This window comes from Massilia sp. Root133 (assembly GCF_001426525.1).
In the GTDB taxonomy this organism is placed as follows: domain Bacteria; phylum Pseudomonadota; class Gammaproteobacteria; order Burkholderiales; family Burkholderiaceae_D; genus Telluria; species Telluria orientalis.
The window spans coordinates 108,223-129,757 of sequence record NZ_LMEW01000010.1; the positions used below are offsets into that span (position 1 = coordinate 108,223).

Annotated in this window: 22 protein-coding genes; 6 read left to right on the forward strand and 16 right to left on the reverse strand. The window is 66.7% G+C overall.

The genetic code is table 11. The annotated features are described in order from the left end of the window. Window positions 1–11 precede the first annotated feature (11 nt). Window positions 12–404, reverse strand: coding sequence for a PPC domain-containing DNA-binding protein (locus ASD28_RS10150; RefSeq protein ID WP_056126851.1), 393 nt, complete (start codon window positions 402–404; stop codon window positions 12–14). A gap of 211 nt (window positions 405–615) precedes the next feature. On the opposite strand from ASD28_RS10150, the gene ASD28_RS10155 reads away from it, so the two are divergent. Beyond that, window positions 616–948, forward strand: a complete 333-nt coding sequence (locus ASD28_RS10155) for a hypothetical protein (protein WP_056126820.1) — start codon at window positions 616–618, stop codon at window positions 946–948. Window positions 949–952: 4 nt separating this feature from the next. Here ASD28_RS10155 and ASD28_RS10160 read toward each other — a convergent pair whose 3' ends face one another. The 3 genes from ASD28_RS10160 to ASD28_RS10170 form a co-directional block, all read right to left on the reverse strand. Next, window positions 953–3,157: an ATP-binding protein gene (locus tag ASD28_RS10160; protein WP_056126821.1), complete on the reverse strand. Its 2,205-nt coding sequence runs from the start codon at window positions 3,155–3,157 to the stop codon at window positions 953–955. A gap of 87 nt (window positions 3,158–3,244) precedes the next feature. After that, entirely contained in the window at window positions 3,245–4,750 is a 1,506-nt protein-coding gene (locus ASD28_RS10165; protein WP_056126822.1) for an HD domain-containing phosphohydrolase, read from the reverse strand. A 147-nt stretch (window positions 4,751–4,897) separates the two neighbouring features. After that, window positions 4,898–5,635 carry a DNA-formamidopyrimidine glycosylase family protein gene (locus ASD28_RS10170; RefSeq protein ID WP_056126823.1) on the reverse strand — a complete coding sequence of 246 codons (738 nt, stop codon included), beginning with the start codon at window positions 5,633–5,635 and terminating at the stop codon, window positions 4,898–4,900. 182 nt (window positions 5,636–5,817) lie between these two features. On the opposite strand from ASD28_RS10170, the gene ASD28_RS10175 reads away from it, so the two are divergent. After that, complete coding sequence (locus ASD28_RS10175) at window positions 5,818–6,315, forward strand: DUF3016 domain-containing protein (protein ID WP_229412269.1); 498 nt, start codon at window positions 5,818–5,820, stop codon at window positions 6,313–6,315. A 7-nt stretch (window positions 6,316–6,322) separates the two neighbouring features. On the opposite strand, the gene ASD28_RS10180 is transcribed toward ASD28_RS10175, so the two are convergent. The 9 genes from ASD28_RS10180 to ASD28_RS10220 all read right to left on the reverse strand — a co-directional run bounded on the left by ASD28_RS10180 (window position 6,323) and on the right by ASD28_RS10220 (window position 12,388). Then, the gene (locus ASD28_RS10180) at window positions 6,323–7,309 is read right to left on the reverse strand and encodes a hypothetical protein (protein ID WP_082579122.1); all 987 of its coding nucleotides are present in this window, start codon (window positions 7,307–7,309) and stop codon (window positions 6,323–6,325) included. Window positions 7,310–7,323: 14 nt separating this feature from the next. Further along, window positions 7,324–7,806 carry a hypothetical protein gene (locus tag ASD28_RS10185; RefSeq protein WP_056126826.1) on the reverse strand — a complete coding sequence of 161 codons (483 nt, stop codon included), beginning with the start codon at window positions 7,804–7,806 and terminating at the stop codon, window positions 7,324–7,326. A gap of 13 nt (window positions 7,807–7,819) precedes the next feature. After that, window positions 7,820–8,395 (reverse strand): RNA polymerase sigma factor, encoded by a 576-nt coding sequence (locus ASD28_RS10190; protein WP_056126827.1) that lies wholly within the window; start codon window positions 8,393–8,395, stop codon window positions 7,820–7,822. A gap of 64 nt (window positions 8,396–8,459) precedes the next feature. Next, on the reverse strand, window positions 8,460–8,903 hold the full coding sequence (locus tag ASD28_RS10195) for a thioesterase family protein (RefSeq protein ID WP_036237916.1): 444 nt from the start codon (window positions 8,901–8,903) through the stop codon (window positions 8,460–8,462). A 55-nt stretch (window positions 8,904–8,958) separates the two neighbouring features. After that, the gene (locus ASD28_RS10200; protein WP_056126828.1) at window positions 8,959–10,266 is read right to left on the reverse strand and encodes a M20/M25/M40 family metallo-hydrolase; all 1,308 of its coding nucleotides are present in this window, start codon (window positions 10,264–10,266) and stop codon (window positions 8,959–8,961) included. Between the two features lie 36 nt (window positions 10,267–10,302). Further along, entirely contained in the window at window positions 10,303–10,683 is a 381-nt protein-coding gene (locus tag ASD28_RS10205) for a nuclear transport factor 2 family protein (RefSeq protein ID WP_056126829.1), read from the reverse strand. Between the two features lie 30 nt (window positions 10,684–10,713). Then, window positions 10,714–11,022 carry a hypothetical protein gene (locus ASD28_RS10210; RefSeq protein ID WP_056126830.1) on the reverse strand — a complete coding sequence of 103 codons (309 nt, stop codon included), beginning with the start codon at window positions 11,020–11,022 and terminating at the stop codon, window positions 10,714–10,716. Then, window positions 11,019–11,822, reverse strand: coding sequence for a hypothetical protein (locus ASD28_RS10215; RefSeq protein WP_056126831.1), 804 nt, complete (start codon window positions 11,820–11,822; stop codon window positions 11,019–11,021). The genes ASD28_RS10210 and ASD28_RS10215 overlap by 4 nt, the downstream gene beginning before the upstream one ends. Before the next feature lie 2 nt (window positions 11,823–11,824). After that, a complete protein-coding gene (locus ASD28_RS10220) occupies window positions 11,825–12,388 on the reverse strand; it encodes a DUF882 domain-containing protein (RefSeq protein ID WP_056126832.1) in 564 nt (187 codons plus the stop codon). A gap of 157 nt (window positions 12,389–12,545) precedes the next feature. On the opposite strand from ASD28_RS10220, the gene ASD28_RS10225 reads away from it, so the two are divergent. Beyond that, window positions 12,546–15,305 (forward strand): pitrilysin family protein, encoded by a 2,760-nt coding sequence (locus tag ASD28_RS10225; RefSeq protein WP_056126833.1) that lies wholly within the window; start codon window positions 12,546–12,548, stop codon window positions 15,303–15,305. Here the strand turns inward: ASD28_RS10225 and ASD28_RS10230 are convergent. Then, window positions 15,297–17,003: a M1 family metallopeptidase gene (locus ASD28_RS10230; RefSeq protein ID WP_056126834.1), complete on the reverse strand. Its 1,707-nt coding sequence runs from the start codon at window positions 17,001–17,003 to the stop codon at window positions 15,297–15,299. The genes ASD28_RS10225 and ASD28_RS10230 overlap by 9 nt on opposite strands. A gap of 81 nt (window positions 17,004–17,084) precedes the next feature. Between ASD28_RS10230 and ASD28_RS10235 the strand changes: the two genes are divergently transcribed. After that, entirely contained in the window at window positions 17,085–17,675 is a 591-nt protein-coding gene (locus ASD28_RS10235) for an isochorismatase family protein (RefSeq protein WP_056126835.1), read from the forward strand. Between the two features lie 360 nt (window positions 17,676–18,035). Here ASD28_RS10235 and ASD28_RS10240 read toward each other — a convergent pair whose 3' ends face one another. Then, window positions 18,036–18,302, reverse strand: a complete 267-nt coding sequence (locus ASD28_RS10240) for a hypothetical protein (protein WP_056126836.1) — start codon at window positions 18,300–18,302, stop codon at window positions 18,036–18,038. 58 nt (window positions 18,303–18,360) lie between these two features. Next, window positions 18,361–19,377, reverse strand: coding sequence for an LLM class flavin-dependent oxidoreductase (locus ASD28_RS10245; RefSeq protein ID WP_056126852.1), 1,017 nt, complete (start codon window positions 19,375–19,377; stop codon window positions 18,361–18,363). A gap of 115 nt (window positions 19,378–19,492) precedes the next feature. Here ASD28_RS10245 and ASD28_RS10250 point away from each other — a divergent pair, with 115 nt between their 5' ends. Together ASD28_RS10250 and ASD28_RS31755 are read left to right on the forward strand one after the other, a co-directional pair. After that, window positions 19,493–20,692, forward strand: coding sequence for a serine hydrolase (locus ASD28_RS10250; protein WP_082579123.1), 1,200 nt, complete (start codon window positions 19,493–19,495; stop codon window positions 20,690–20,692). A 131-nt stretch (window positions 20,693–20,823) separates the two neighbouring features. Then, window positions 20,824–21,486, forward strand: a complete 663-nt coding sequence (locus ASD28_RS31755) for a hypothetical protein (RefSeq protein WP_156650895.1) — start codon at window positions 20,824–20,826, stop codon at window positions 21,484–21,486. Window positions 21,487–21,535: the final 49 nt, after the last annotated feature.

Genomic DNA, 21,535 nt, shown 5'->3' on the forward strand with positions numbered 1-21,535 from the left:
GGAAACGGACATTAGGCCTTCACGAACAACTCGTCGAACCCCGTGGCCGGATCGAATTCGCGGCGGAAGCGGTGGCGCGGCAGCAGCGCCACCAGCACCTCGGCCGTCGTGCGCACGATGCAGCCGGGGCCGAGGTGGCCGCCGATGACGCGGCCGCCGTCGTCGGCCACGCTCGCGTGCAGGTGCGGGCCGTCCGGCGACAACGATCCGCCCAGCGTGAGGATTTCCAGGTCGCCGCGCAGTTCCGTGAATTCCGGCCGGCCCGCGAAGCGCAACCGGGCGACCGACAGGCTGCCGATGCCTTGCAGGACGAACGCGGCGTCCACATGGTGTTCCGCCACGAGGGCGTCGAGCACGGCGCGCAGGTCCTGGCCGGCGCCGATCCGTAGGGGCAGAGTCTGCATGGTGGTCTCCTTGATGCGGTCCATTCTACGCCAGCCTGGCTGCAACCAATAGTTTCCATATGGAAACTGCAATACGAGTGGAAACATCCAGTTTGCATTGCAAAAAAAGAATGGTTATTGCAATTTTTGAATATTAATTTCTCAGTAAATACGGTTATGATTTCAAGGTTTCCTGAAGAGAACCGCGCAGATAAGCGGAGATTACACAAAGATGTCAACCAAGTTCATGATCGCGGCCGTGCTGGCCGTCACAATGTCCGGCTGCGCGGCGCTGTCGCCGGTAACCGGAAATCACTACACGAGCCGCGACGGCAAGCTGGATATCCAAGGCGCGCTGATCGACTGCTCCGGCGTGCGCATCTTCGTCAACGGCGACAAGGTCATCGACGACCACGTGTCGCTGTTGCACGGCGACGGCAAGTTCGACGGCACCTGGCAGGGCAAGCAGGTCAGCGCCGACTGCAGCACGGCACCGGGCCGTACGGCGGGCGCGACCAGGTGCACGGTCGCCGTGGCCGGCGAGCACGTCACGCTGACGCTGTAAAGGTTCAGCGGTTGCCGGAGAGGTTGGCCAGCAATTCGACCAGCTGGTCGATCTCGTAGGGTTTGGCGAGGACCTGCACGCCCGGGATGACGGCGCGCTGGTCGGTGTAGCCCGTGGCGAGGACGACCGGCAGGCCGGGACGGCGCTCGTGCAGGATGCCGGCCAGGTCGATGCCGCTGACCTTGCCGGGCATGACGATGTCGGAAAACACGACGTCGGCGTCGAGGCCGGCGTCGAGCATGGCGAGCGCCTTGTCGCCGTCCGCCGCCACCATCACGTCGAAGCCGCAGTCTTCCAGGCCGCGCACGACCGCTTCGCGCACGAACGGATCGTCTTCGACGAACAGCACGCGCCCGCTGCCGTGCCCCGGCGCCTGGCCGTCGGTGCGCGCCGCCGTGGCCGACAGCGGTTGCAGCGAGCGCGGCAGGTAGATCTCGATGGTGGTGCCGGCGCCGACCGTGCTCGCCAGGGTCAGCCAGCCGCGCGACTGCGTGGCGAATGCGTAGGCCTGGGGCAGCCCGAGGCCGGAGCCCTGGCCCGGCGGTTTCGTCGTGAAGAACGGGTCGAGCGCGCGCGCCTGCACGTCGGGCGGCATGCCGATGCCCGTGTCCGTCACGCTCACGCACACGTAGTCGCCGCCCGTGCGTTCCATGGTCGGTTCGAGGATGCAGTTGCGCACGTCGACGGCGAGCCGGCCGCCGTCCGGCATGGCGTCGCGCGCATTGATCGCCAGGTTCAACAGGGCCAGGTCGAATTGCACGGGGTCGACGGTGACGGGCCACAGGTCGTTCCCGCAATGCACTTCCATGCGCGTGCCCTGGCGCAGCACGCCGCGCAGCAGCTGGACGGAGCCGCGCACCTGCTCGCCCGGGTCGACCGTCAGCAAACGCGCATCCTGCACGCGGCCGAACGACCCCAGGCGGGTCGTCAGCGCGGTGGCGCGGCTGACGGTGCGCTTGCACGTGTCGATCAGGCTCAGCACCTTGGGCTGGTTCGCCGTCAGGGACGCGAGCTGCAGCGCGGTCGTCAGCGTCTGCAGCAGGTTGTTGAATTCGTGCGCGATGCCGCCCGTGAGGCGGCCGAGGGCTTCCAGCTTCTGGCCGCGCACGAGGGCGCTCTGGGCGCGCTCGCTGGCCGCCACGGCTTCGGCCACGCGCTGCTCCAGGACGGCTTGCGCGGTCAGGATCTGGCGGCTCGCGTCGGCCATGCGCTGCGCCACGGCGTCGATCTCGACGATGCCCTGCGGCCGGTAGTGCACTTCGCGGCCGGCGCCCAGGTCCGCGGCGCTGCGGCCCAGGTATTCGATCGGGATGGCGGCGCGGCGCGCGAACCAGCGCGCGGCCACCGATGCCAGCACGAGCATGACGGCCATGATGGCCGCCAGGAAGGCCGCCGCATGCAGCGGCACGCGGCGCAGGTCTTCCGTCGGAATGCTGACGAGGACTTTCCAGTTCGACGAGGGCACGGTGCTGAAGAAGGCCTGCACGGGGATGCCGGCCAGGTTCCTGTTCGAGAACACGCCTTCGCGGTGGGCGGCGAACTGGGCCAGCGCCACGTCGCTGACCGAGCGGCCCCGGTACTGGTCCGGGTCGATCGAGCGCGCGATCAGCCGGCCGGTGCGGTCGACGATGGCGGCCTGCCAGTCGGGCGGGAAGCGCTGTTCACCCAGCAGCGCCTGTAGCTGGGCGGCGTTCATGCTCATGGCGAGGAAGTAGCGCAAGGTGCCGTCCACGTGCACCGGCACCTGGATGGCGACCGCATGGCGCTGGCTGAGCGAGGAGACGAACAGGTCGGAGACGAGGGTGCGGTCGGCGCCGTCCCGTTGCATCAGCGCGTCGAGGTTCGACGCGCGGCCGGGCGGCAGCGGCGCGCCCGGCGCGACCCGCGTGTTGAGCAGCTGGCGGCCGTCCCGGTCGAGCAGCAGGATCGCCGTCTCGCCGCGCGGCGCCACCGAATGGGCGTGGTGATAGAAGGTGTCGAGATCGCCGCGGGCCAGCGCGGGGGAATTCGCCAGCGTGCGCAGGATGCCTTCCCTGATCTCCAGTTCGTTGTCGACGAGGAGGGTGAAGGCGCGCACGGCTTCCTTGACGCTCGTTTCCTGCGCGCGCCGCTCTTCCTGATAGACATACCAGACGGCCAGTACCGCCGCGAGGAGGGCAGGGACCAGAATGGCCAGGATCAGGAGCAGCAGTCGGGTTCGGATACGCATGGGCCGGATGGCAGTCGGGACAGTATTGCCTCGAAGCTCTGCATACTACCTGACTCCGCCGGGATTGTCCCAGCGATGACATCGATTTCAGTCCGGCCAGCGCGCGTTGATCTCGGCGGCCTTGTCGAGGTTCTTGATGAGGATGTCGACGTAGTGCGGATCGAGGTGCTGGCCCGCCACGTCGCGCAGGTAGTCGCGCACTTGGTCGATCGGCCACGCCTTCTTGTACACGCGCTCGTGCGTGAGGGCGTCGAACACGTCGGCCACGGCCACGATGCGGGCATACGGGTGGATGTCCGCGCCCTTCAGTCCCTGCGGATAACCGCTGCCGTCCCATTTCTCGTGGTGCTGGTGGGCGATCACGGCGGCCGCCTTCAGGATCGGGCGCTGCGAGCCGTCGAGGATCTGCAGGCCGATGGTCGGGTGCTGCTTCATGATGTCCCATTCCTCGGGCGTGAGGCGCCCCGGCTTGAGCAGCACGGCGTCCGGCGTCGCGATCTTGCCCACGTCGTGCATCGGCGCCGCATGCATCAGCACGGCCGTCTCGTCGTCGGACATGCCCGATTCCTGGGCCAGCAGGTGGCACACCTGGGCCATGCGGCGCACGTGGTTGCCGGCTTCGTTCGAACGCGATTCGACGACGTCGCCCAGGCGCAGGATCAGCTCGGCCTGGGTATCGGTGATCTCCTGGTTCAGCAGGATGTTGTCGAAGGCGATGGCGACGCCCGAGCAAAAGACGTCGAGCAATTGAACATCGATCTCGTCGATTTCTTCCACGCCCTTGAGCACGAGCAGGGACGCCTTGCCGCTGCTGTTCGGGAAGTAGCCGACATAGGTGTCGCCATGCAGCTTGGAAATGCGGTTGTGGCGTGCCTCGTCCAGCTGGGCGATCAGTTCCGGGCCGATGTCCTGGTCGCCGACGTCGCCGATGCGCGCGAGGATCTCGTACTGGCTCTCGCCCGTGATCACGCTGGCGCCGGCCACGCGCAGCAGCATGCTCTGCTCCAGGCGCAGCAGGGCGACGACCTGTTGCAGCAGGCCGCTGGCGAAATCTTTCAAATTGCGCTGCCTGAACAGATGCGTGGACGCGGAGATCACGCGCTCCAGGCCTTCGCGGTAATTCTGCTGGACGCGGCGGGCGTCTTCCACCTTCATGATGTCGCGGTAGGCGCGCAGGGCGGCGAACGTCGTCGTGAACAGCTTGGTGCGGTCGAGCTCCGTCTTTTCCTTGTAGTCGTTGATGTCGTAGTCGACGATCACGCGTTCCTCGGGCGCCTGGCCCGGCTGGCCCGTGCGCAGCACGATGCGGGTGAACTGGTTGTCCAGTTCCTGGCGCATCCAGCGCGCCACTTCCAGGCCACTGTCCTCGCGCTCCATGACGACGTCGAGGAACACCAGCGCGATGTCCTTCTCGCGCGCCAGGATGGCCTTGGCCTCGGCGCCGCTGTAGGCGTGCAGGAACGACAGGCTGCGGCCGTCGAGGCGGAAGCGGGAGAGCGTCAGCTTGGTGATGTCATGGATGTCCGGTTCGTCGTCGACGAGCAGTACTTTCCATGGTGCTAGCTTCGGCGCGGCGGATGACAGGAAGGACATTTGACGATCTCACGAGGTTTTTGAGGTAAGGCAGCACGGTCCGAAATAATTGTAGTATGAGCAGTGACCATTAACAACAAGAAATATTAATGACGCACTGCAAAAAGTCACAATGTCGCAACGTGTCGTTTCCCTATTGTTTCCGCCTTATTCATGCAGCTTTTGGCAGCGCTCGCACCAGAAGCTGCGGCGGTTCGTCTTGCCCAGGTTCGCTTTGTGGAAGGGGATATGGCAGCGGGGGCAGGTTTTCTGGTTGTGCGCGAGCCAGTGTTTCTTGAGCGTGAACGCTTTTTTCCACTCGAGGAAGTCGAAGCTGTACTGGCGCGCTTCCTGCACGAGAGCGCGCAGCTTGGCCGGCGGCAGCGCGCCGACCCTGGACCGCGGATCGATCCGGATGCGGAACAGCACCTCGTTCTTGATGATATTGCCGACGCCGGCGAAGATGTCCTGGTCGAGCAGGGCGTCACAGGCGAGCGTGTCCGGCGCTGCACGGAGCTTCTTGCGCGCCAAAGCCGGATCCCATGCATCCGACATGACGTCCGCGGCCCAGTCGTAGTACGCGTCGATGTCGCAGTCGATCTCCTTGACCGAGCAGGCGTAGAAGTTGAGCTCGCCGCCGTCCGCGAAGCCGAGCGACAGGCGCGGCGGCTTGTCGCGCCGCTCGTTCACGCGGTATGTGCCGAACAGGAGAAAATGGATGCGCACGACCATCGTCGGCATCTGGATGAGGAAATGCTTGCCCCACGTGCGCAGCGCGACGACGGGCTGGCCGATGAGGCGCGTCGTGTCGATGGCCCAGGTATTGCCCTCGGCACGCACGATTTCCTGGCCCACGAACGGGGCCGTCTGCTCTTTCAAGATGACCAGCGACGGGCCCTCCGGCATGATGCTTCCTCGCTTGCGTTGTCCCGTTCGGGATTGTGCTGTGCAAGAGCCCGGGACACCTGTGCGCGGACTAACATTTCGATACAAACTAAGACGAATCGATAACGGACCCGGCATGGAAACCGGCGTATAAGAATGAGGTATAAACGGTTGTATTGGATGACGACGAAAGGAAGAACATCATGAAAGCGTTCATGAAAACGATGGCCCTGGCGGGCCTGCTGGCGCTGGCAGCGGGCAGTGCGTCCGCCGCGGTCAACGTCACGTGGGTGCACCCCGAGAATTTCCACGACCTGCCGTTCCCGGGCTGGGAACGCAAGGAGATGCTGGACCAGATCACCGACCACTTCGTAAAGCTGGGCGCGAACCTGCCGCCGGGCGAGGACCTGCGCATCGAAATCACGGATTTCGACCCGGCCGGCCGCCTCATTCCGAGTACCCGGCTGGGCCGCGACCTGCGCGTGATGACCGGCCGCGCGGACTGGCCGCGCATGGAGCTGAACTATGCGATCGAGCAGAACGGCCAGGTGATCAAGAGCGGCCAGTCGCAGCTGCAGGACATGAATTACCAGCAGACGTTCAGCCACTACTTCGATTCGGAGCCGTATCGCTACGAGAAGCAGATGATCGACGACTGGTTCGACAAGACCATCGCGCCGATCCAGAAGAAACGGCGCTGATTCACTGTCACTTGTCGGGGCGGCCGATCCTGTCGCGCCAGCGGCCGCCCGCTTCGCGCACCGTGTAATCGGCCGGCACGGTGAAGAGCGCCGGCGCGGGTTCCTCGCGCTTGATGTTCTCGAGCCGGAACACGACGTCGCCGCTGCGCGGGTCGCTGTGTTTCGTGTAGACCGTCACCTGCAGGTCGGGCGCCGTCCACGTCTCGTCCGCGACGACGATCGCGTTGCGGTTGCCGATCGCGCCGGCCGGGATCTCGTAGCTGCGCAGCTTGCCCTCGGCCTTGATGCCGCCGAAATCGCGCGTGCCCAGGTCCTTCGTCGCCGCCTTCGTCGACCATTTGACGTCGGCGAACGCGCCGTTCATCAGCGGCGCCACCTGCATCTGCATGTCGCGCAGCGCCGTGCCGTTCTCCGCCAGCGCCCGCGACACCTGGATGCGCACGTCGCGCTGGATGCGTTGCCGTTCGGCGTCGTCGATCCCTTGCACGCGTTTCACGATGATGTCCTGGCTGCCGGCGGGCAGCGTGCCGTCCTTGCGCATCTGGTCGACTTTCGCCCGCGCCGCATCGGCCGCGGCGCGCGCCGTCGCTCCCGGATTGATCCTGACGGCCGTGCGGTTCTGCGGGTGCAGGATCAGGTTCGTGCCGCTCACCGGATCGTTGATCGTGACGGTGACGACATCGCCCTTGTCGTCGCGGATTTCCTGGCGGGTGCGGCCGGCGCTGTCGCGGTACGTCATGGTGGTGCGGCGCGTGGCGATCTGGTTGCCGTCGGCCAGCGCCTGCGCGAACTCCGTCACCATCTGCGCACTGTAGGGCGCGGTCTTGACGATGTTCGAGCGCATCACGGCGGCGCCGGTGCGCGCGTCGACGTTCATGCTATCGAAGTGGAACGTCATGGCGCCGTCGGACGCGCGGCCCTGGGTATCCTCGGCCAGCGCCGGGGCGAACAGGCCAGCCAGCAGGGCGGCGATCACAACATGTTTGGTAGTCATGGCATCCTCTTTCGTTATTGAATGGCACTCAGGCGCAGGGCAAGCGGCTGGCCGTCGGCCGCGACGAGCATCTCGGCCCGGACGGAATCGCCCGCGTTTTCCGGCGTCAGCGGCACGCCCAGCGCGGCCAGGCTCGTGCGCGGCACATCGGTGGCGACCATGCGCGGCGCCGGTTCCGCGGCGATGCGCTCGGCCGAATCCAGTGCGATGAACACGCCGTTGCCGTCGAGCGCGACGAGCGCGCCGGCGCGGCCGTCCTCGACCGGGTGCGGCGCCCGCACGGCGAACGCCAGCACGAGCGCCCCGGCCACGACGCCCCCGGCCAGCGCGGCGGGACGCACGGCCAGCCTGTGATACCAGCGGCGCTTCGGCGGGTGCAGCTTCGCGAACGCTTGCAGCAATTCCTTCTCGACGCCGCGCGGGGCGTCCAGCCGGCCCACCTCGGCGCGCAGGGCGTCGAACAGGGGATCGCGGTCGGTCGTGTTTCGAATGTCCATGATGACTATCCTTTCATGCTGCGCCGGCCGTGGCGCGCCAGCCGGCCAGGCGCTTCGCAAGCGCCGCCCGGCCGCGCGACAGGCGCGAACGCACGGTGCCGATGTCGACCTGGCAGATGTCGGCGATCTCGGCGTACGACAGGTCGTGCATCTCGTACAGGATGACGGCGTCGCGGTAGTGCGGGGCCAGCAGCGCCAGCGCGCGCCGCACTTCCTCGGCGGTCTCGTTGTCCAGCAGGCGCGCCAGCGGACAGGCCGCGTCGTCCGGCAGCTCGTCGTCGCCGTCGTCGCCGCCGTCCAGCACCACGTGGCGCTGGTGTGCCGTCTCGTTTTTCAGGATCAGGTTGCGCGCCACGCCGAACAGGAAGTGCTGCAACTGTCCGCGCAGCGGATCGAAGCGGAACCGATCCGTCAGCAGGCCCATGAACGTTTCCTGGACCACGTCGGCGGCCGTGTCCGCCGAGCCGCAGCGCAGCAGCGCGAAGCGGTACAGCGGACCCTGGTGGCGCCGGTACAAGGCCGCGAAGGCGTCGGCGGCGCCGCTGCGCGTCTGGCGCAGCAGGTCGGTGTCAGTGGTTGGTGTGGTCATGGGTCATTGTCTTTACCCATATTCCAGCGGGAGGGGGAGAAAGTTCCAGCTATTTCGCGCGCGTTCAGTCGATCCAGTTCACCCGGTCGAACTTGCCGCGGAAGTCTTCCGGCATGGCGACGACCTGGCTCGTCTTGTAGTTGAAGAAAACGAAGCCCTGCTTGGCCATCGCGACGAGGGTCTTGTCCTTGGGACGGGTGACCCGGAAGATGATGTCGCCGCCATACTTGTTGAAGTCCATGACGCCCACTTCGAACAGCAGCTGGTCGCGCGCATGCGCTTCGGCGCGGTAGGTCGTCGCGAGGTCCGTCACGATGATGCCCGTGCCGTCGCCCTCCGTTTCCGAGACGCCGTATTCGAACAGGAAGCGGGCCCGTGCCTCGGAGATCATCGAGATCATCGAGTCGTTGCCCAGGTGGTTGCCGGCATTGATGTCGGTGACGCGCACCGTCAGCAAGGTCGTGTAGTAGTACTGGTCTTCGGGGAAGGTGAGTATCAGTCGTGCCATGTGTGCATATTACCCGGTTCGGGTAGCGTGTCCGGTTGAAGAAATTCGACGAGCGTCAACGCGTCAAACGATAGATCAGCAATGCCGCGCGCACGGCACCCCGTTCGATCGAGCCCACGTCCAGGTCTTCGTTCGGCGAGTGGGCGCCGTTGCCGCTCGCGCCGAGGCCGTCGAGGCTGTCGAGGAGCGGCGCCACGAACTGGATGTCGCCCGCGCCGCGCGCTTCCGCCGGCAAGGGGGCGATCGTCCCAAGCCCGGCATCCTGGCTGGCGCGCGAATACAGGTCCAGCACTTTCAGGTTGCCGGGTGTCACGGCCATCGGCGGATAGGAATCGTGGAACGCGATGGTGGCGCTGGTGCCGGGCAGGTTCTGCGCAACGATGTCCCGCATGCGTGCTTGCGTGCGGTCGCGTTGCGGGTAGTCCAGGTAGCGCAGGTCGGCCTTCACGGTGGCCGTGTTGGCGATCACGTTGGTCTTGCCGAATGCGGTGCCGCGCGAGGTGGCTTCGTCGAACGCGACCTCGGTGCCGCCCAGGATCACGCCCGGATTGAACGTGAGGCCCGGCTCGATCACCTGCTGGCGGAAGGCGTCCAGGATGCGCGCCGTCTCGTACACGGCGCCATAGCCGTTGGCGCCGAACACGGCCATCGAATGGCCCTGGCGCGCCTTGACTTCCAGCTCCCACGTGGCCGTCGCGCGCCGGCCCACGGTGGCGGTCGCCTGGCCATTCTTGTCGGGGATGCTGCCCTCGAAGCTGAGGGCGACGTCGCTGCGCTTGGCGAGCTCCACCATGTCGCCGCGCGACACGCTCTTCGGATTCCCCGCTTCTTCCTCGTCGCCCGTGAACATGACGGCGATGCGCGTGCCGTCGAGGGCGCCCACGCGGTGCAGCGCGCGCAAGGCTTCGATGACGATCACGTCGCCGCCTTTCATGTCGGACACGCCCTGGCCGCGGACCTTGTCGCCGTCGCGCTTCCACATGGGCACGTCGGAACCGGGCTCGAACACGGTGTCGAGGTGACCGAGCAGCAGCAGGCGCTTGCCGCGGTTGCCGTCGCGCGTGGCGACGAGGTGGCCGGCGCGGCGCATCCCGGGCGGCAGCTCGATCCAGCGCGTGGTAAAGCCGAGGGCGTCGAACTGCTTGCGGAACAGGGCGCCCACGTCGCGCACGCCGCGGGTATTCATCGTGCCGCTGTTGATGAGGACGCTCTGCTCGAGCAGGGCGAGCGCTTGCGGCGCATGCGCCTTGATCTCCGCGACGATTTTTTGCTCGGTCGGGTCGAGCCCGTCGGCCCGCGCCGTTTGTAAGTACGCCAGTGCTGTCAGCGCCAGCAGCGCCCCGCTGATCCTGCGCATCGTCATCTTTCTCAAAACAATGATGCTCAACTGTACACCGATTCAGGCCGCTTGCGCGTCCAGACGCTGGTTGCTGACCTGCACGGTCTGTGAATGGATCAGGCCGTCGACCACTTCGTAGATCGCCACGAGGTCGACCTTGCCCGGGCCTTCCGGGAACGTGCGGCTGACGACTTCGTGGTCGATGACGATGTTGCCCATCACGGCGCGTTGCAACAGGTGCGCGTGCAGGTCCGGTTCGTCGAAGCGGGTGGCGAAGCGCGGGCGCATCTCCGCGTGGCCTGTCGCCAGCAGGGTGGCCGGCAGCGCGTACTGGCGGGCGTCCGGGGCATAGGTGGCGAGCAGCGCGTCGAGGTCGCGGGCGTTGTAGGCGTCGAGCTGGCGCTGGACGACGGCTTCGGGGGAGGTGGGCAAGGTATGCATGGCAGGGAGGATTCTGCCATGGAATCCGCTTCAGGGTTTCGGGTCGGTCGGGTAGGGCGGGCGCTTGCGCATCTTGCGCACGATGCCGTCGCGGCCCAGCAGCAGCACCAGTTCCGTGTGCCCGCCGGCCGCCGGGGCGGTGTACAACCACGTCTCCATGCCGGAATCGAAGACGACCGTCTTCGTCGGCCCGAACGTGGCCAGCAGCTCGGCACGCGTCGTGCGGCCGGGGACGACGAGCTGGTCGAAGCGGGACTCGGCCACGCTCGTGCCGGGTTCCGGTGCGCGCGTGGCGCAGCCGGACAACAAGATGGCCGCCAGCAAGAGGCGCAGTGTCATGGCGCATCCTCCATGGTCTCGAAGCTGACGAGCGTGTCGTCCGGCCAGCTGCGGTCCCAGATCGGCGCATAGTACGTGCGGTCGAGCAGCACCTGGCAGTCGCAGAACGGCAGCATGTCGCGCGTCTGGTCGCCGCCCGCGTACAGGAAACGGAACGGCAGGATTTCCGTGCGCTCGCCCGCGCGCAGCATCACGGCAAACACGGGACGTTCGTTAAAGAAGAGGAAATTGCCGTCGGGGCTGTTGCATACCTGTTCGGGACGCGTGAGGGCGTTCGAGATCCAGCCGAACAGGGGCGAGCTGTTCGACACGAGCCCTGCTTCCATGCCGACGAGACACTCCAGGCGCAAGTCGCCCAGCCGGCGCGTGCCGGGCGGCAGGCCCGGTGTCATGACTTGCGCGCGCCATGTCATGCTCGTCGTCTTGCGGTTGGCGACGACGGCCGCGTCTTCCTGCAACGCCTGTTCATTGCGCGGCAGCGTAAAACTGTTGTCGGGCGCGACCGGGACGGGCACCGCGATGTGGTCGCCGATGACGCGCAGCGTGATGCCGTGCATGTCCACGGTCGGCGAACGGGGCAGCAGGCGGAAGCGCAACGTGGCCTGCGGCGCCAGCGCATGCTCGCGCTGGAACCGCTCCATGCCGCGGATCATTTTTCGATACGACTTGTCGACCGGGTCGCGCGTGTACGTGACCGTGACGGTCTGGATACCTTGATCCGCCGGTGCCGTCTGCGCCGGGGCCGTGCCCCACAGCGCACCCAGCAGCAACGGCACCATCCGCGCGACGGCCCGGCGCATGGTCACCAGTACCGCACGCGGCCGACGTCCATGTGCACGAACTGCGAGTCGGGGTAATAGCCGACCCCGCCCGCCTTTTGCGCCATCGCGATCTTGTGCAGCTTGGCCAGGTCCTGGCCGGGAATGCGCACGTCGATCGCCTTGCCTTCCATGTGCAGGCTGTGCTTCGCCACGCCGCCCGTCTTTTCGTGCAGCATCTCGTTCGTTTCCGGCGAGCGATAACCCGAGATCACGTGTACGGTCGGGTGGTTGCCGTACTGGGCGCTGATGCGGTCCAGCAAGACGAGCAGTTTCGGATCGATGGCCGAGATCTTGTTGTTGCGGTGGTCGCGCAGCAGTTTATTGATGTCCTGCATCGCCTCGGGGATGAACTCGCCCTCGGCCCAGAAAATGGTGCGCAGGCTTTCGCCCGTGTGCGTGTTGTACAGGCGCACGATGCGCTCGTTCGGCGCCACAGGGGAGACGGGCGCATCCGGCAGGGTCTTGGCGCTGGTCCGGATGGCGGGGGCACCGAGTACCGATGCGAGGACGGCGGAACTTTTGAGGAAAGAGCGTCGCTGATTCATGAGCTTCTCCTTGCTGATTGCCAGCCTCAATGATACGCCCCACGCATGATTCTTGCAGCGGACCGTGTCCGGACTGCTTGTCAGTCCAGGACGACAAGCCCTGCAACATTTCCTGGCTTAGAATGGGCGCGGCAGTCCATCCCATCAGGAGACCCGCATGCGCTTCGCCCTCGTTTCGTCGTTGGTACTGATGCTTGTACTGGCCGCGCCCGCACCCGCACGCGACGCCGGTATCGATATTCCGATCCCCGACATTCCGTACTCGAAATTTGTCCTGAAGAACGGTCTGACGGTGATCGTTCACGAAGACCACAAATCGCCCGTCGTGGCCGTCAACACGTGGTATCACGTGGGCTCGAAGAACGAAAGGCCCGGCAAGACGGGCTTCGCGCACCTGTTCGAGCACCTGATGTTTTCCGGCAGCGCCAATTTTAATAAGACGTTCCTGTCGGCACTGGAAGGCATCGGCGCCACCGACCTGAACGGCACGACGAACAAGGACCGCACGAATTACTTCGAGACCGTGCCGACCTCGATGCTCGACTATGCGCTGTTCGCCGAGAGCGACCGCATGGGACACCTGTTGAACGTGCTCGACCAGAAGAAGCTCGACCTGCAGCGCGGCGTCGTCCAGAACGAGAAACGGCAGCGCGAGAACCAGCCGTACGGCATCGTCGAGCAGGTCGTCACCGAGAACACATGGCCGGCCAACCACCCGTATTCGTGGACCGTGATCGGGGCGATGGCCGACCTCGACGCCGCATCGATGACGGACGTCACCGACTGGTTCAAGGGTCATTACGGCCCGAACAACGTCGTGCTCGTGCTGGCCGGCGACATCACGCCGCAGCAGGCCCGCGAGAAGGTCGAAAAATACTACGGCGACATTCCGCCCGGCCCGCCGCAGGCCCACCAGCAAGCGTGGATCGCGAAGCGCAGCGGCACGCACCGGGGCCAGGTCCAGGACCGCGTGCCGCAGGCCCGCATCTACCGCCTGTGGAACGTGCCCGGCGCCGATACGCCGGAGGAACCGCTGCTCGACCTCGCCGCGCAGGTGCTGGGCGGCGGCAAGACGTCGCGGTTGTACCAGCGCCTCGTCGTCAAGGAACAGTTGGCGACGTCGGTCGGCACCGGCAACGATTCGAACGAAATCGCCGGCCAGTTCGGCATCAACCTGACCGCGAAGCCGGGGGCGCCTGCGGCCGACGTCGCGCGCATGGAAACATTGGCCGACGAGGAATTGCGCGCGCTGATGAAATCCGGCCCGACGGCCGCCGAACTGCGGCTTGCGCAGACGACGATCCTCGCGCAGCACGCGCGTGCCGTCGAGCGCGTGGGCGGCTTCGGCGGCAAGAGCGACGTGCTGGCGCGCTGCGCCACGTACACGGGCAATCCGGACTGCTACAAACTGTACCTGCAGCGCATCAAGGACGCGACGCCGGCGGCGGTCCGCAAGGCGATGCTCGACTGGCTGGCCGACGGCGACTACGTGCTGGAGGTCGACCCATTCCCGGCCGGGCTCGCGGCGGGGGCGTCCACGGTGGACCGGAGCAAGGGCCCGCCGGCCGGCCATCCGGAAACCTTGACCCTGCCGCCCATGCAGAAGACGACGCTGTCCAATGGCATGAACGTCGTGCTGGCCGAGCGCCACGGCGCGCCGGTGATCAACCTGTCGCTGATGCTGGGTGGCGGCTTCGCGTCCGATGCGCAGGCGCTGCCGGGCCTCGCGAGCCTCACCTTGCGCATGCTGGAAGAGGGGACGACGTCGCGCAGCGCGCTGCAGATCAGCCGCGAACTGGAAGCGCTGGGCGCATCGTTCGGCACATCGATCAACCTGGACGGCGCGTTCGTCAACATGAACGTGCTCAAGCCGACCCTGGCGCAGGCGCTGGGGCTGTACGCCGACCTCGCGCTGCGTCCGGCCTTTCCGCAGGCCGATTTCGAGCGCGTGCGCAAGACGCGGCTGGCCGCGATCCAGCGCGAGCAGACGGTGCCGCGCCTGATGGCCTTGCGCGTGCTGCCGCCGCTGCTGTACGGCCCCGGCCATCCGTATTCCCTGCCGCTGACGGGCACCGGCACGGAAGCCGCGGTGGCGCGCATGACACGCGGCGATCTCGAGGGCTATCACGCCACGTGGTTCAAGCCGAACAACGCGACCCTGCTCGTCGTCGGCGACACGACCCTGGCCGAACTGACACCCCTGCTGGAGCGCGCGTTCGGCGCATGGCAGGCCGGCACCTTGCCTGCGCACGACATCGCCAAGGTCGACCAGCCGGCCGGCACCACGATCTACCTGATCGACCGTCCGGGCGCGCTGCAGAGCGACATCGTCGGCGCCCAGCTGGCGCCGCCGCGCAATACGCCGGATGCCGTCGCGCTGAACCTGCTCAACGATGTGTTCGGCGGCACGTTCAGTTCGCGCCTGAACATGGATTTGCGGGAAGATAAACACTGGTCGTATGGCGTCGGCTCGTCGCTCGTCGCGGCGCGCGGGCAGCGCATCCTGGTCAGCGATTCACCGGTCCAGACCGATAAAACGGCCGACGCGCTGCGCGAGCTGGCGCGCCAATACGCCGAGCTGGGCAGCGCCCGCCCCATCACGCCGCGCGAACTGCAGGATGCGCAGGCAAACGAGACGCTGGGCCTGCCCGGTTCGTTCGAGACGGTCAGCCAGCTCAGCAATGCCTACGCGACGATCCTGCAATACGGCCTGCCCGAGGATTACTACAACACGTACACGGCGACGGCGCTGGCCGTCACGCCCGCGCAGCTGAACGCGCTCGCGGCGCGCGTGGTGCTGCCGCGGCAACCCGTGTGGATCGTCGTCGGCGACATGAGCAAGATCGAGGCGCCGATCCGCGCGCTGAACCTGGGACAAGTACGCCGGATCGACGTCGACGGCAAGGCATTACCCTAGCGGTTTCGCCTGCTTCTGCGTGCGTTCCTGGTAGCGCTGGAACACCTCGAAGCGCTTCTCGCGCCGCAGGATCTTCGAATGCGGATCGAGCGTGACGGTCGCGTACGGCGGCAGCGCGATGCTGCCGTGTCCATCCGCCATCGGCAGGGTGACGATGCGCCCGTCCACGCGCACGTCGAGCGGCATCGGGAACGGGGTAGGTGCGGCCGTCTTCCATGCGAGGTCCAGCGTGTCGCCGCGGCGCGTGGCCACGAGCTCGGGCAGCCCGGCCTGGTACATATAGGCCTGGAAGAACCAGCCGAGGTCGCGTCCGCTCGCGCGCTGGACGATGGCGATGAAGTCCGGCGTCGTCGCATAGCGCGGCGAGAAATTGCCGGGACGTGGGTCGGGTGTGCCGTACACGAGTTCGCGCACGGCGCGGAAGAAGGCGTCGTCGCCGATCAGGCCGCGCAAGGTGTGCAGCACGAGCGAGCCTTTCGAATAGATGTCGCCGCCGGGACCGCCGCGCTTGAGGTCGTAGACGTCTTCCTCGCGCTTGTGCTTGCCGGACACGAGCGGCGCCTTGTTGCGGATGCCCGCGCGTTGCTGCATCAGCGCGGCGAAATATTCCTGGTCGCCGTGCAGGTATTGCATGTACAGCGGCTGCATGTAGGAGCCGAGGCCCTCGTGCAGCCACATGTCGTCCCAGTCGGCATTCGTGAGCTGGTTGCCGAACCATTCGTGGGCGAATTCGTGCTGCAGCAGGTCGTCGTAGCCGTACGGCGTCTTGACGTATTTGTTGCCGTAGGCATTGATGGTCTGGTGTTCCATGCCCTTGTGCGGCGTTTCGACGACACCCATTTTCTCGTCGGCGAACGGGTAGGGACCGATCGTCGATTCGAAGAAATCCAGCATCTTCGGGAATTCCGAGAACAGGTCTTGCGCATGCGCCTTGTTCTGCGGCAGGTACCAGAACCGCAGCGGGATCGTATTGCCGTAGCGGCTGCGGTACTCGCCGGACAGCACCTCGTACGGCCCCACGTTGATGGCGATGCCGTAGGTGCTCGGGTACTTTGCGCGCCAGTGCCACGTGCGCCAGCCGTTCGCTTCCGTCATGCCCATGGCTACGCCATTGCCCGCGGCCACGAGCGGCGCGGGCACGGTGATGTGTTCGTCGACGACCTTCGGCTTGCCCATCGGATGGTCGATGCACGGCCAGAACAGGTCGCAGCCTTCGCCTTCGACGGCGCTCGCGACCCACGGCTTGCCGTCCGGCGTGCGCGCCCACACGAAGCCGCCGTCCCAAGGCGCGCGCTTGGCCACGTGCGGTTCGCCGTGGTACGTCACGCGCACCCTGACCTGGCGGCCCGGTTCCAGCCGCTGCGGCAGCGCGATCGTCAGCTTGCCGTCCGGATTGCGCCACCGGTCGGCCGCGAGCGGCTGGCCGTCGACCGTGATGGCGTCGATGGGCAGGTTGCGGTCCAGGTCGAGTTCGATGCTGTCCAGCGGCGCGCCGGCGCTGAACGTGAGCGTCGCGTCGCCGCGCAGGCTGCGGCTGTCCGGGTCGATGCGCAGGCTCAGGTCGGCATGGTCGAACGACAGCGCCTGCTGCGCGCTACTACGCTGCGCGCCCGAGTTGACGGTGTAGTCGGTGAGGGCGGGCTGGCCGGCGCAGCCGGCCAGCAGGGCGCACAAGGCGGCGATGGTGGTTCTTTGCATGATGCAGGGAATTTAGCACAGCGGAAACCGGCGCCACCAAATCGCCTGCCGGTGGATACTGCGTGGCGAGGAGGACTTTACATGATCGACCTGGACATCGATATCGGCCGCACCGCCCTGGTGCTGATCGATTTGCAGAACAGTAATGTGAAACGCGACCTGGCCCCGTACACGGCCGAGCAGGTGGTGGGCAATTGCGTGCTGCTGTCGGGGGAAATGCGCGACCGCGGCGGCATGGTGATCTTCGTGCGCGTGCTCGTCGACCAGATGCAACTGCCGCCGGCCGACGCCCCGCTGCGCAAACCCGGCACGCCCGCGCCGCCGCCGGATGCGTCGCTGCTGGCGCCGGACGCGCAGGTGCAGGCGCAGGACATCGTCGTGACGAAGCGCCAGTGGGGCGCCTTCTACGGCACGGAACTGGACCAGCTGCTGCGCCGGCGCCACATCAAGACGATCGTCCTCGGGGGCATCGCCACCAACTTCGGCGTCGAGTCGACGGCGCGCGCCGCGTTCGACCGCGGCTACGAGCTCGTCTTCGTCGAGGATGCGATGAGCAGCATGGCGGCGGACGCGCACGCGTTCGCCTGCGGGCGCATCTTCCCCGTCATGGGCAAGGTGCGCTCGACGCGCCATGTGATCGACGCGTTGCAGGCGGGGACGGGGGACGCCTGACGCACCCCGTCCCCGCGCAGGCACACTAGTGTCCGGAATATTGTTTTCAAAAACCGTCAGAAATAGCATCGTCATTCCCGCGCAAGCGGGAATCCATACTGAGTATGCTGACTACGTTCCTCATTTCCACCTCGTTGGCTGCAAAGAGTCGACTTCGAGCAGTCAGCATGGGTTCCCGCGTTCGCGGGAAGTCGTTTCCGGCAATGCCGGGAACGACGGTTTTTCCCTATGGCGGGCCTATTTCGACGGTAAAAATTATTCCGGACAGCAGGTGCGCAGGCGGGCCCAAGTTTGCCGGCAAATCGCACAAATTGGGTTCGCGCCTGCGCGGGAAGTCGTTTCCGGAAACGACGAGTTAGCTTATTTGCGCGGCGCCGGCTGCTGGCTGTTGGCGGCCTGCTGCCGTGCTTGCGCCTGCGCCTGCCGCTGCTGTTCCTTCTCCTGCTTCTTGGCCATGTGGTGGCCGATGGCGCAGCCGGCGGCAGCGCCCAGCAAGCCGTGCTTGCCCGCCACGTGGCCGCCGACGCCGCCGACGATGGCGCCTTTCGCGCAGCTGGGTTTGGCATAGGCGGCGCCTGTCGAGGCGAGCGAGAGCATCAGGGTTGCGGCGATCAGTTTGGTGTTCATACGTCCTCCATGGTTATGCAATCAACGGCCCGGTGCCGTCCATGGATGACAAGTGTGGCTAAGGCCGCGCCGGTTGAATGTTCGCCAGATCACCCTTGCGGCGGATCTCCGCCGCGATCTCGTACGAGCGCAACCGCGCCGCGTGGTCGTAGATCTGCGACGTGATCATCAGCTCGTCCGCGCCCGTGCGCGCGATGAAATCCCCGAGCTGCCGTTCGACGGTCTCGGGCGAGCCGATCGCCGAGCACGACAGTACGCCGTCGAGCATGCCGCGCTCCGCCGGGCCGAGCAGGTCGAGATAGCCTTCGACGGGCGGTTTCAGACGCGTCGGATGGCCGCTGCGCAGGTTGACGAACGCCTGCTGCATGGACGTCGCGCGCCACTGGGCTTCCGCATCGGTCTCGGCGGCGAACACGTTAAAGCCGAGCATCACGTACGGCTTGTCGAGCTGGGCCGAGGGGCGGAAGTTGGCGCGGTAGATCTCGATGGCCTGCATCATCATCTGCGGCGCGAAGTGCGACGCGAACGCGTACGGCAGGCCCAGCATCGCCGCCAGCTGCGCGCCGAACAGGCTGGAGCCGAGGATCCACACGGGCACCTTGAGGCCGGCACCCGGCACGGCGCGCACGTGGCGGCGCGGGGCGTCCGCAAAATAATCCATCAGTTCCACGACGTCCTGCGGGAATTCGTCCGCGTCGGAGGCGAGATTGCGGCGCAGCGCGCGGGCCGTCGCGTGGTCGGAACCGGGCGCGCGGCCGAGGCCCAGGTCGATGCGGCCCGGGAACAGCGATTCGAGCGTGCCGAACTGTTCGGCGATGACGAGCGGGGAATGGTTCGGCAGCATGATGCCGCCGGCGCCGAGGCGGATGGTGGAGGTGCCGTTGCCCACGTGGGCGATCAGCACCGCCGTCGCCGCACTGGCGATGCCCGGCATGCCGTGGTGTTCGGCGAGCCAGAAGCGGTGGTAACCCCAGCGTTCGCCGTGCTGCGCGAGGTCGAGCGTGCGGCGGAACGATTCGGCAGCGTCGCTGCCTTCGGTGATCGGGGCGAGGTCGAGTATCGAGAAAGGAATCATCGGTGCATTCATCGCCTCATGATACGCCGATCGAATTTTTCGCGTGCGCCACGGTCCGGAACGGCATATGATGGCCTGTTGAACAATGTCTCCACGGCATCTCCGTTTGCTCAACATGCGTATTTACCTGCTTCCCTGCATCGCCGTGCTCGCTGCCGGCTGCACCTTGCCTGCCCGTGTACCGAGCGTGCCCGCGGCCGATGTCCCACGGCTGGACGTGCGCCGCTTTCCCCAGATCGACGCCGCCATCGAGGGCGCCATCGACGCCCACAAGTTGCCCGGCGCCGTATTCCACCTGGAGCACGAGGACGCCGTCTACGAACGCGCCTACGGCCGCCTGACCTACGAACGGGATGCGCCGGCCGTCACGACGGCGACGACGTTCGACGCCGCGTCCCTGACGAAAGTGCTCGCGACGGCGCCGTCCGTGCTGATCCTGGCCGAGCAGGGGCGCATCGGCCTGGATGACAGGCTCGTCAAATACTTCCCCGAATGCGCGGGCGGCGGCAAGGAAACGATCACGATCCGGCAATTGCTCACGCACAGCTCGGGCTTGCCCGCCGGGCTGCCGGCCGTCCCTGCATGGAAAGGCCGCGTGGCCGCGCACAAGCTCGCGTGCGACCAGGTTGTTACGCACCCGCCCGGTACGTTCTTCCGCTATTCCGACGTCAATTACGTGCTGCTGGGCCAGGTCGTCGAAAAGGTCACGGGCACGCCGCTGGACGATTACGCGCAGTCGCACATCTACGCGCCGCTGGGGATGCGCGACACGGGCTACCTGCCGCTGCGCCGGGTCGACGTCGAGACGATCGCGCCGACCCAGGTGGGCAGCGCGGACGGGAAAGGCGCGCATGGCGACCTCGCGCCGGGCGAGCTCCTGCGCGGCGTCGTGCACGATCCGACGGTGCGCCGCATGGGCGGTGTGGCGGGCTCGGCCGGTGTGTTCACGACCGTCGGCGACGTGGCGCGCTACGCCCGCATGCTGCTGGCGGGCGGGGTGCTGGACGGCGTGCGCATCCTGAGCCCGGACAGCGTGCGCCTGCTGACGACGGTGCAATCGCCCCCTGGCCTGGCCAGGCGCGGTCTCGGCATGGACATCGATTCGCCGTACGCGAAGCGCCCGCGCGGCACCGTGTACCCGGTCGGCAGCTATGGCCACACCGGCTTCACGGGCTGCATCCTGTGGGTCGATCCGCAGTCGAAGTCGTTCTACGTGTTCCTGTCGAACCGCGTCTATCCGGACGACAAGAGCAACATCCTCGACCTGTACACGCGGATGGGCACGCTCGCGGCGCAGGCGGCCGGGGCGCACTGATTTTTGTTTCCGCGCGGCTAACGCGCGCACCCTTCACGGCGATGTCTTTAAACTGCGCCTCCACAGTATCTTCTTGATATTGCAGAGCTTTTTTTGCCCCAAATCCATTCTCCGAGGAGAGCGATATGAAAATGAATAAGTTACTGAAGGGCCTACTGGGTGCTGCCGTCACGGTGGCGATGTTCGGTACGGTCAACGCGCAGGCGCAGACCGGTTCGTCGACGGGCAGCAGCGCGACCGCGCAGGATCAGTCGACGTCGGGCAGCTCGACCACCAAGAAACACACGAAGAAGAAACACCACAAGAAGAGCAGCTCGAGCAGCGGTTCGAGCGGCACCAGCGGTTCCTCCAGCAGCGGCTCGTCGTCGAGCGGCAGCCAGGATACCCAGGGCACCTCCGGTTCGTCGGGTAGCATGGGCACCGGCACCGGCACCGGCACCGGCACCGGCACCGGCACCAGCGGCGGCAGCGGCACGTCGGGCGGCACGGGCACCGGCACCGGCGGCAGCATGGGCACCGGCAGCGGCACGACCACGCCGCCGACCGGTACCGGCACCGGCTCCTCGGGTTCGAGCGGCGCCACCGGCACCACGGGTTCCGGCTCGTCGGGCACCAGCGGCATGAGCGGCAGCACCGGCGCCAGCGGCACCGGCCTGTCCGGTTCGAGCGGCATGAGCGGCACGGGCTCCGGTTCGGGCACGGGCACCAGCGCGACCGGCACGGGCGCAGCGGGCACCGGCACCAGCTCCAGCACGACCAGCGGCAGCCAGGGCACCGGTAGCCGCGGCTACTGATCGGCCCGATGCGGCGCCCGCGGCGCCGTGTTTCGCGCAACACCAGCCT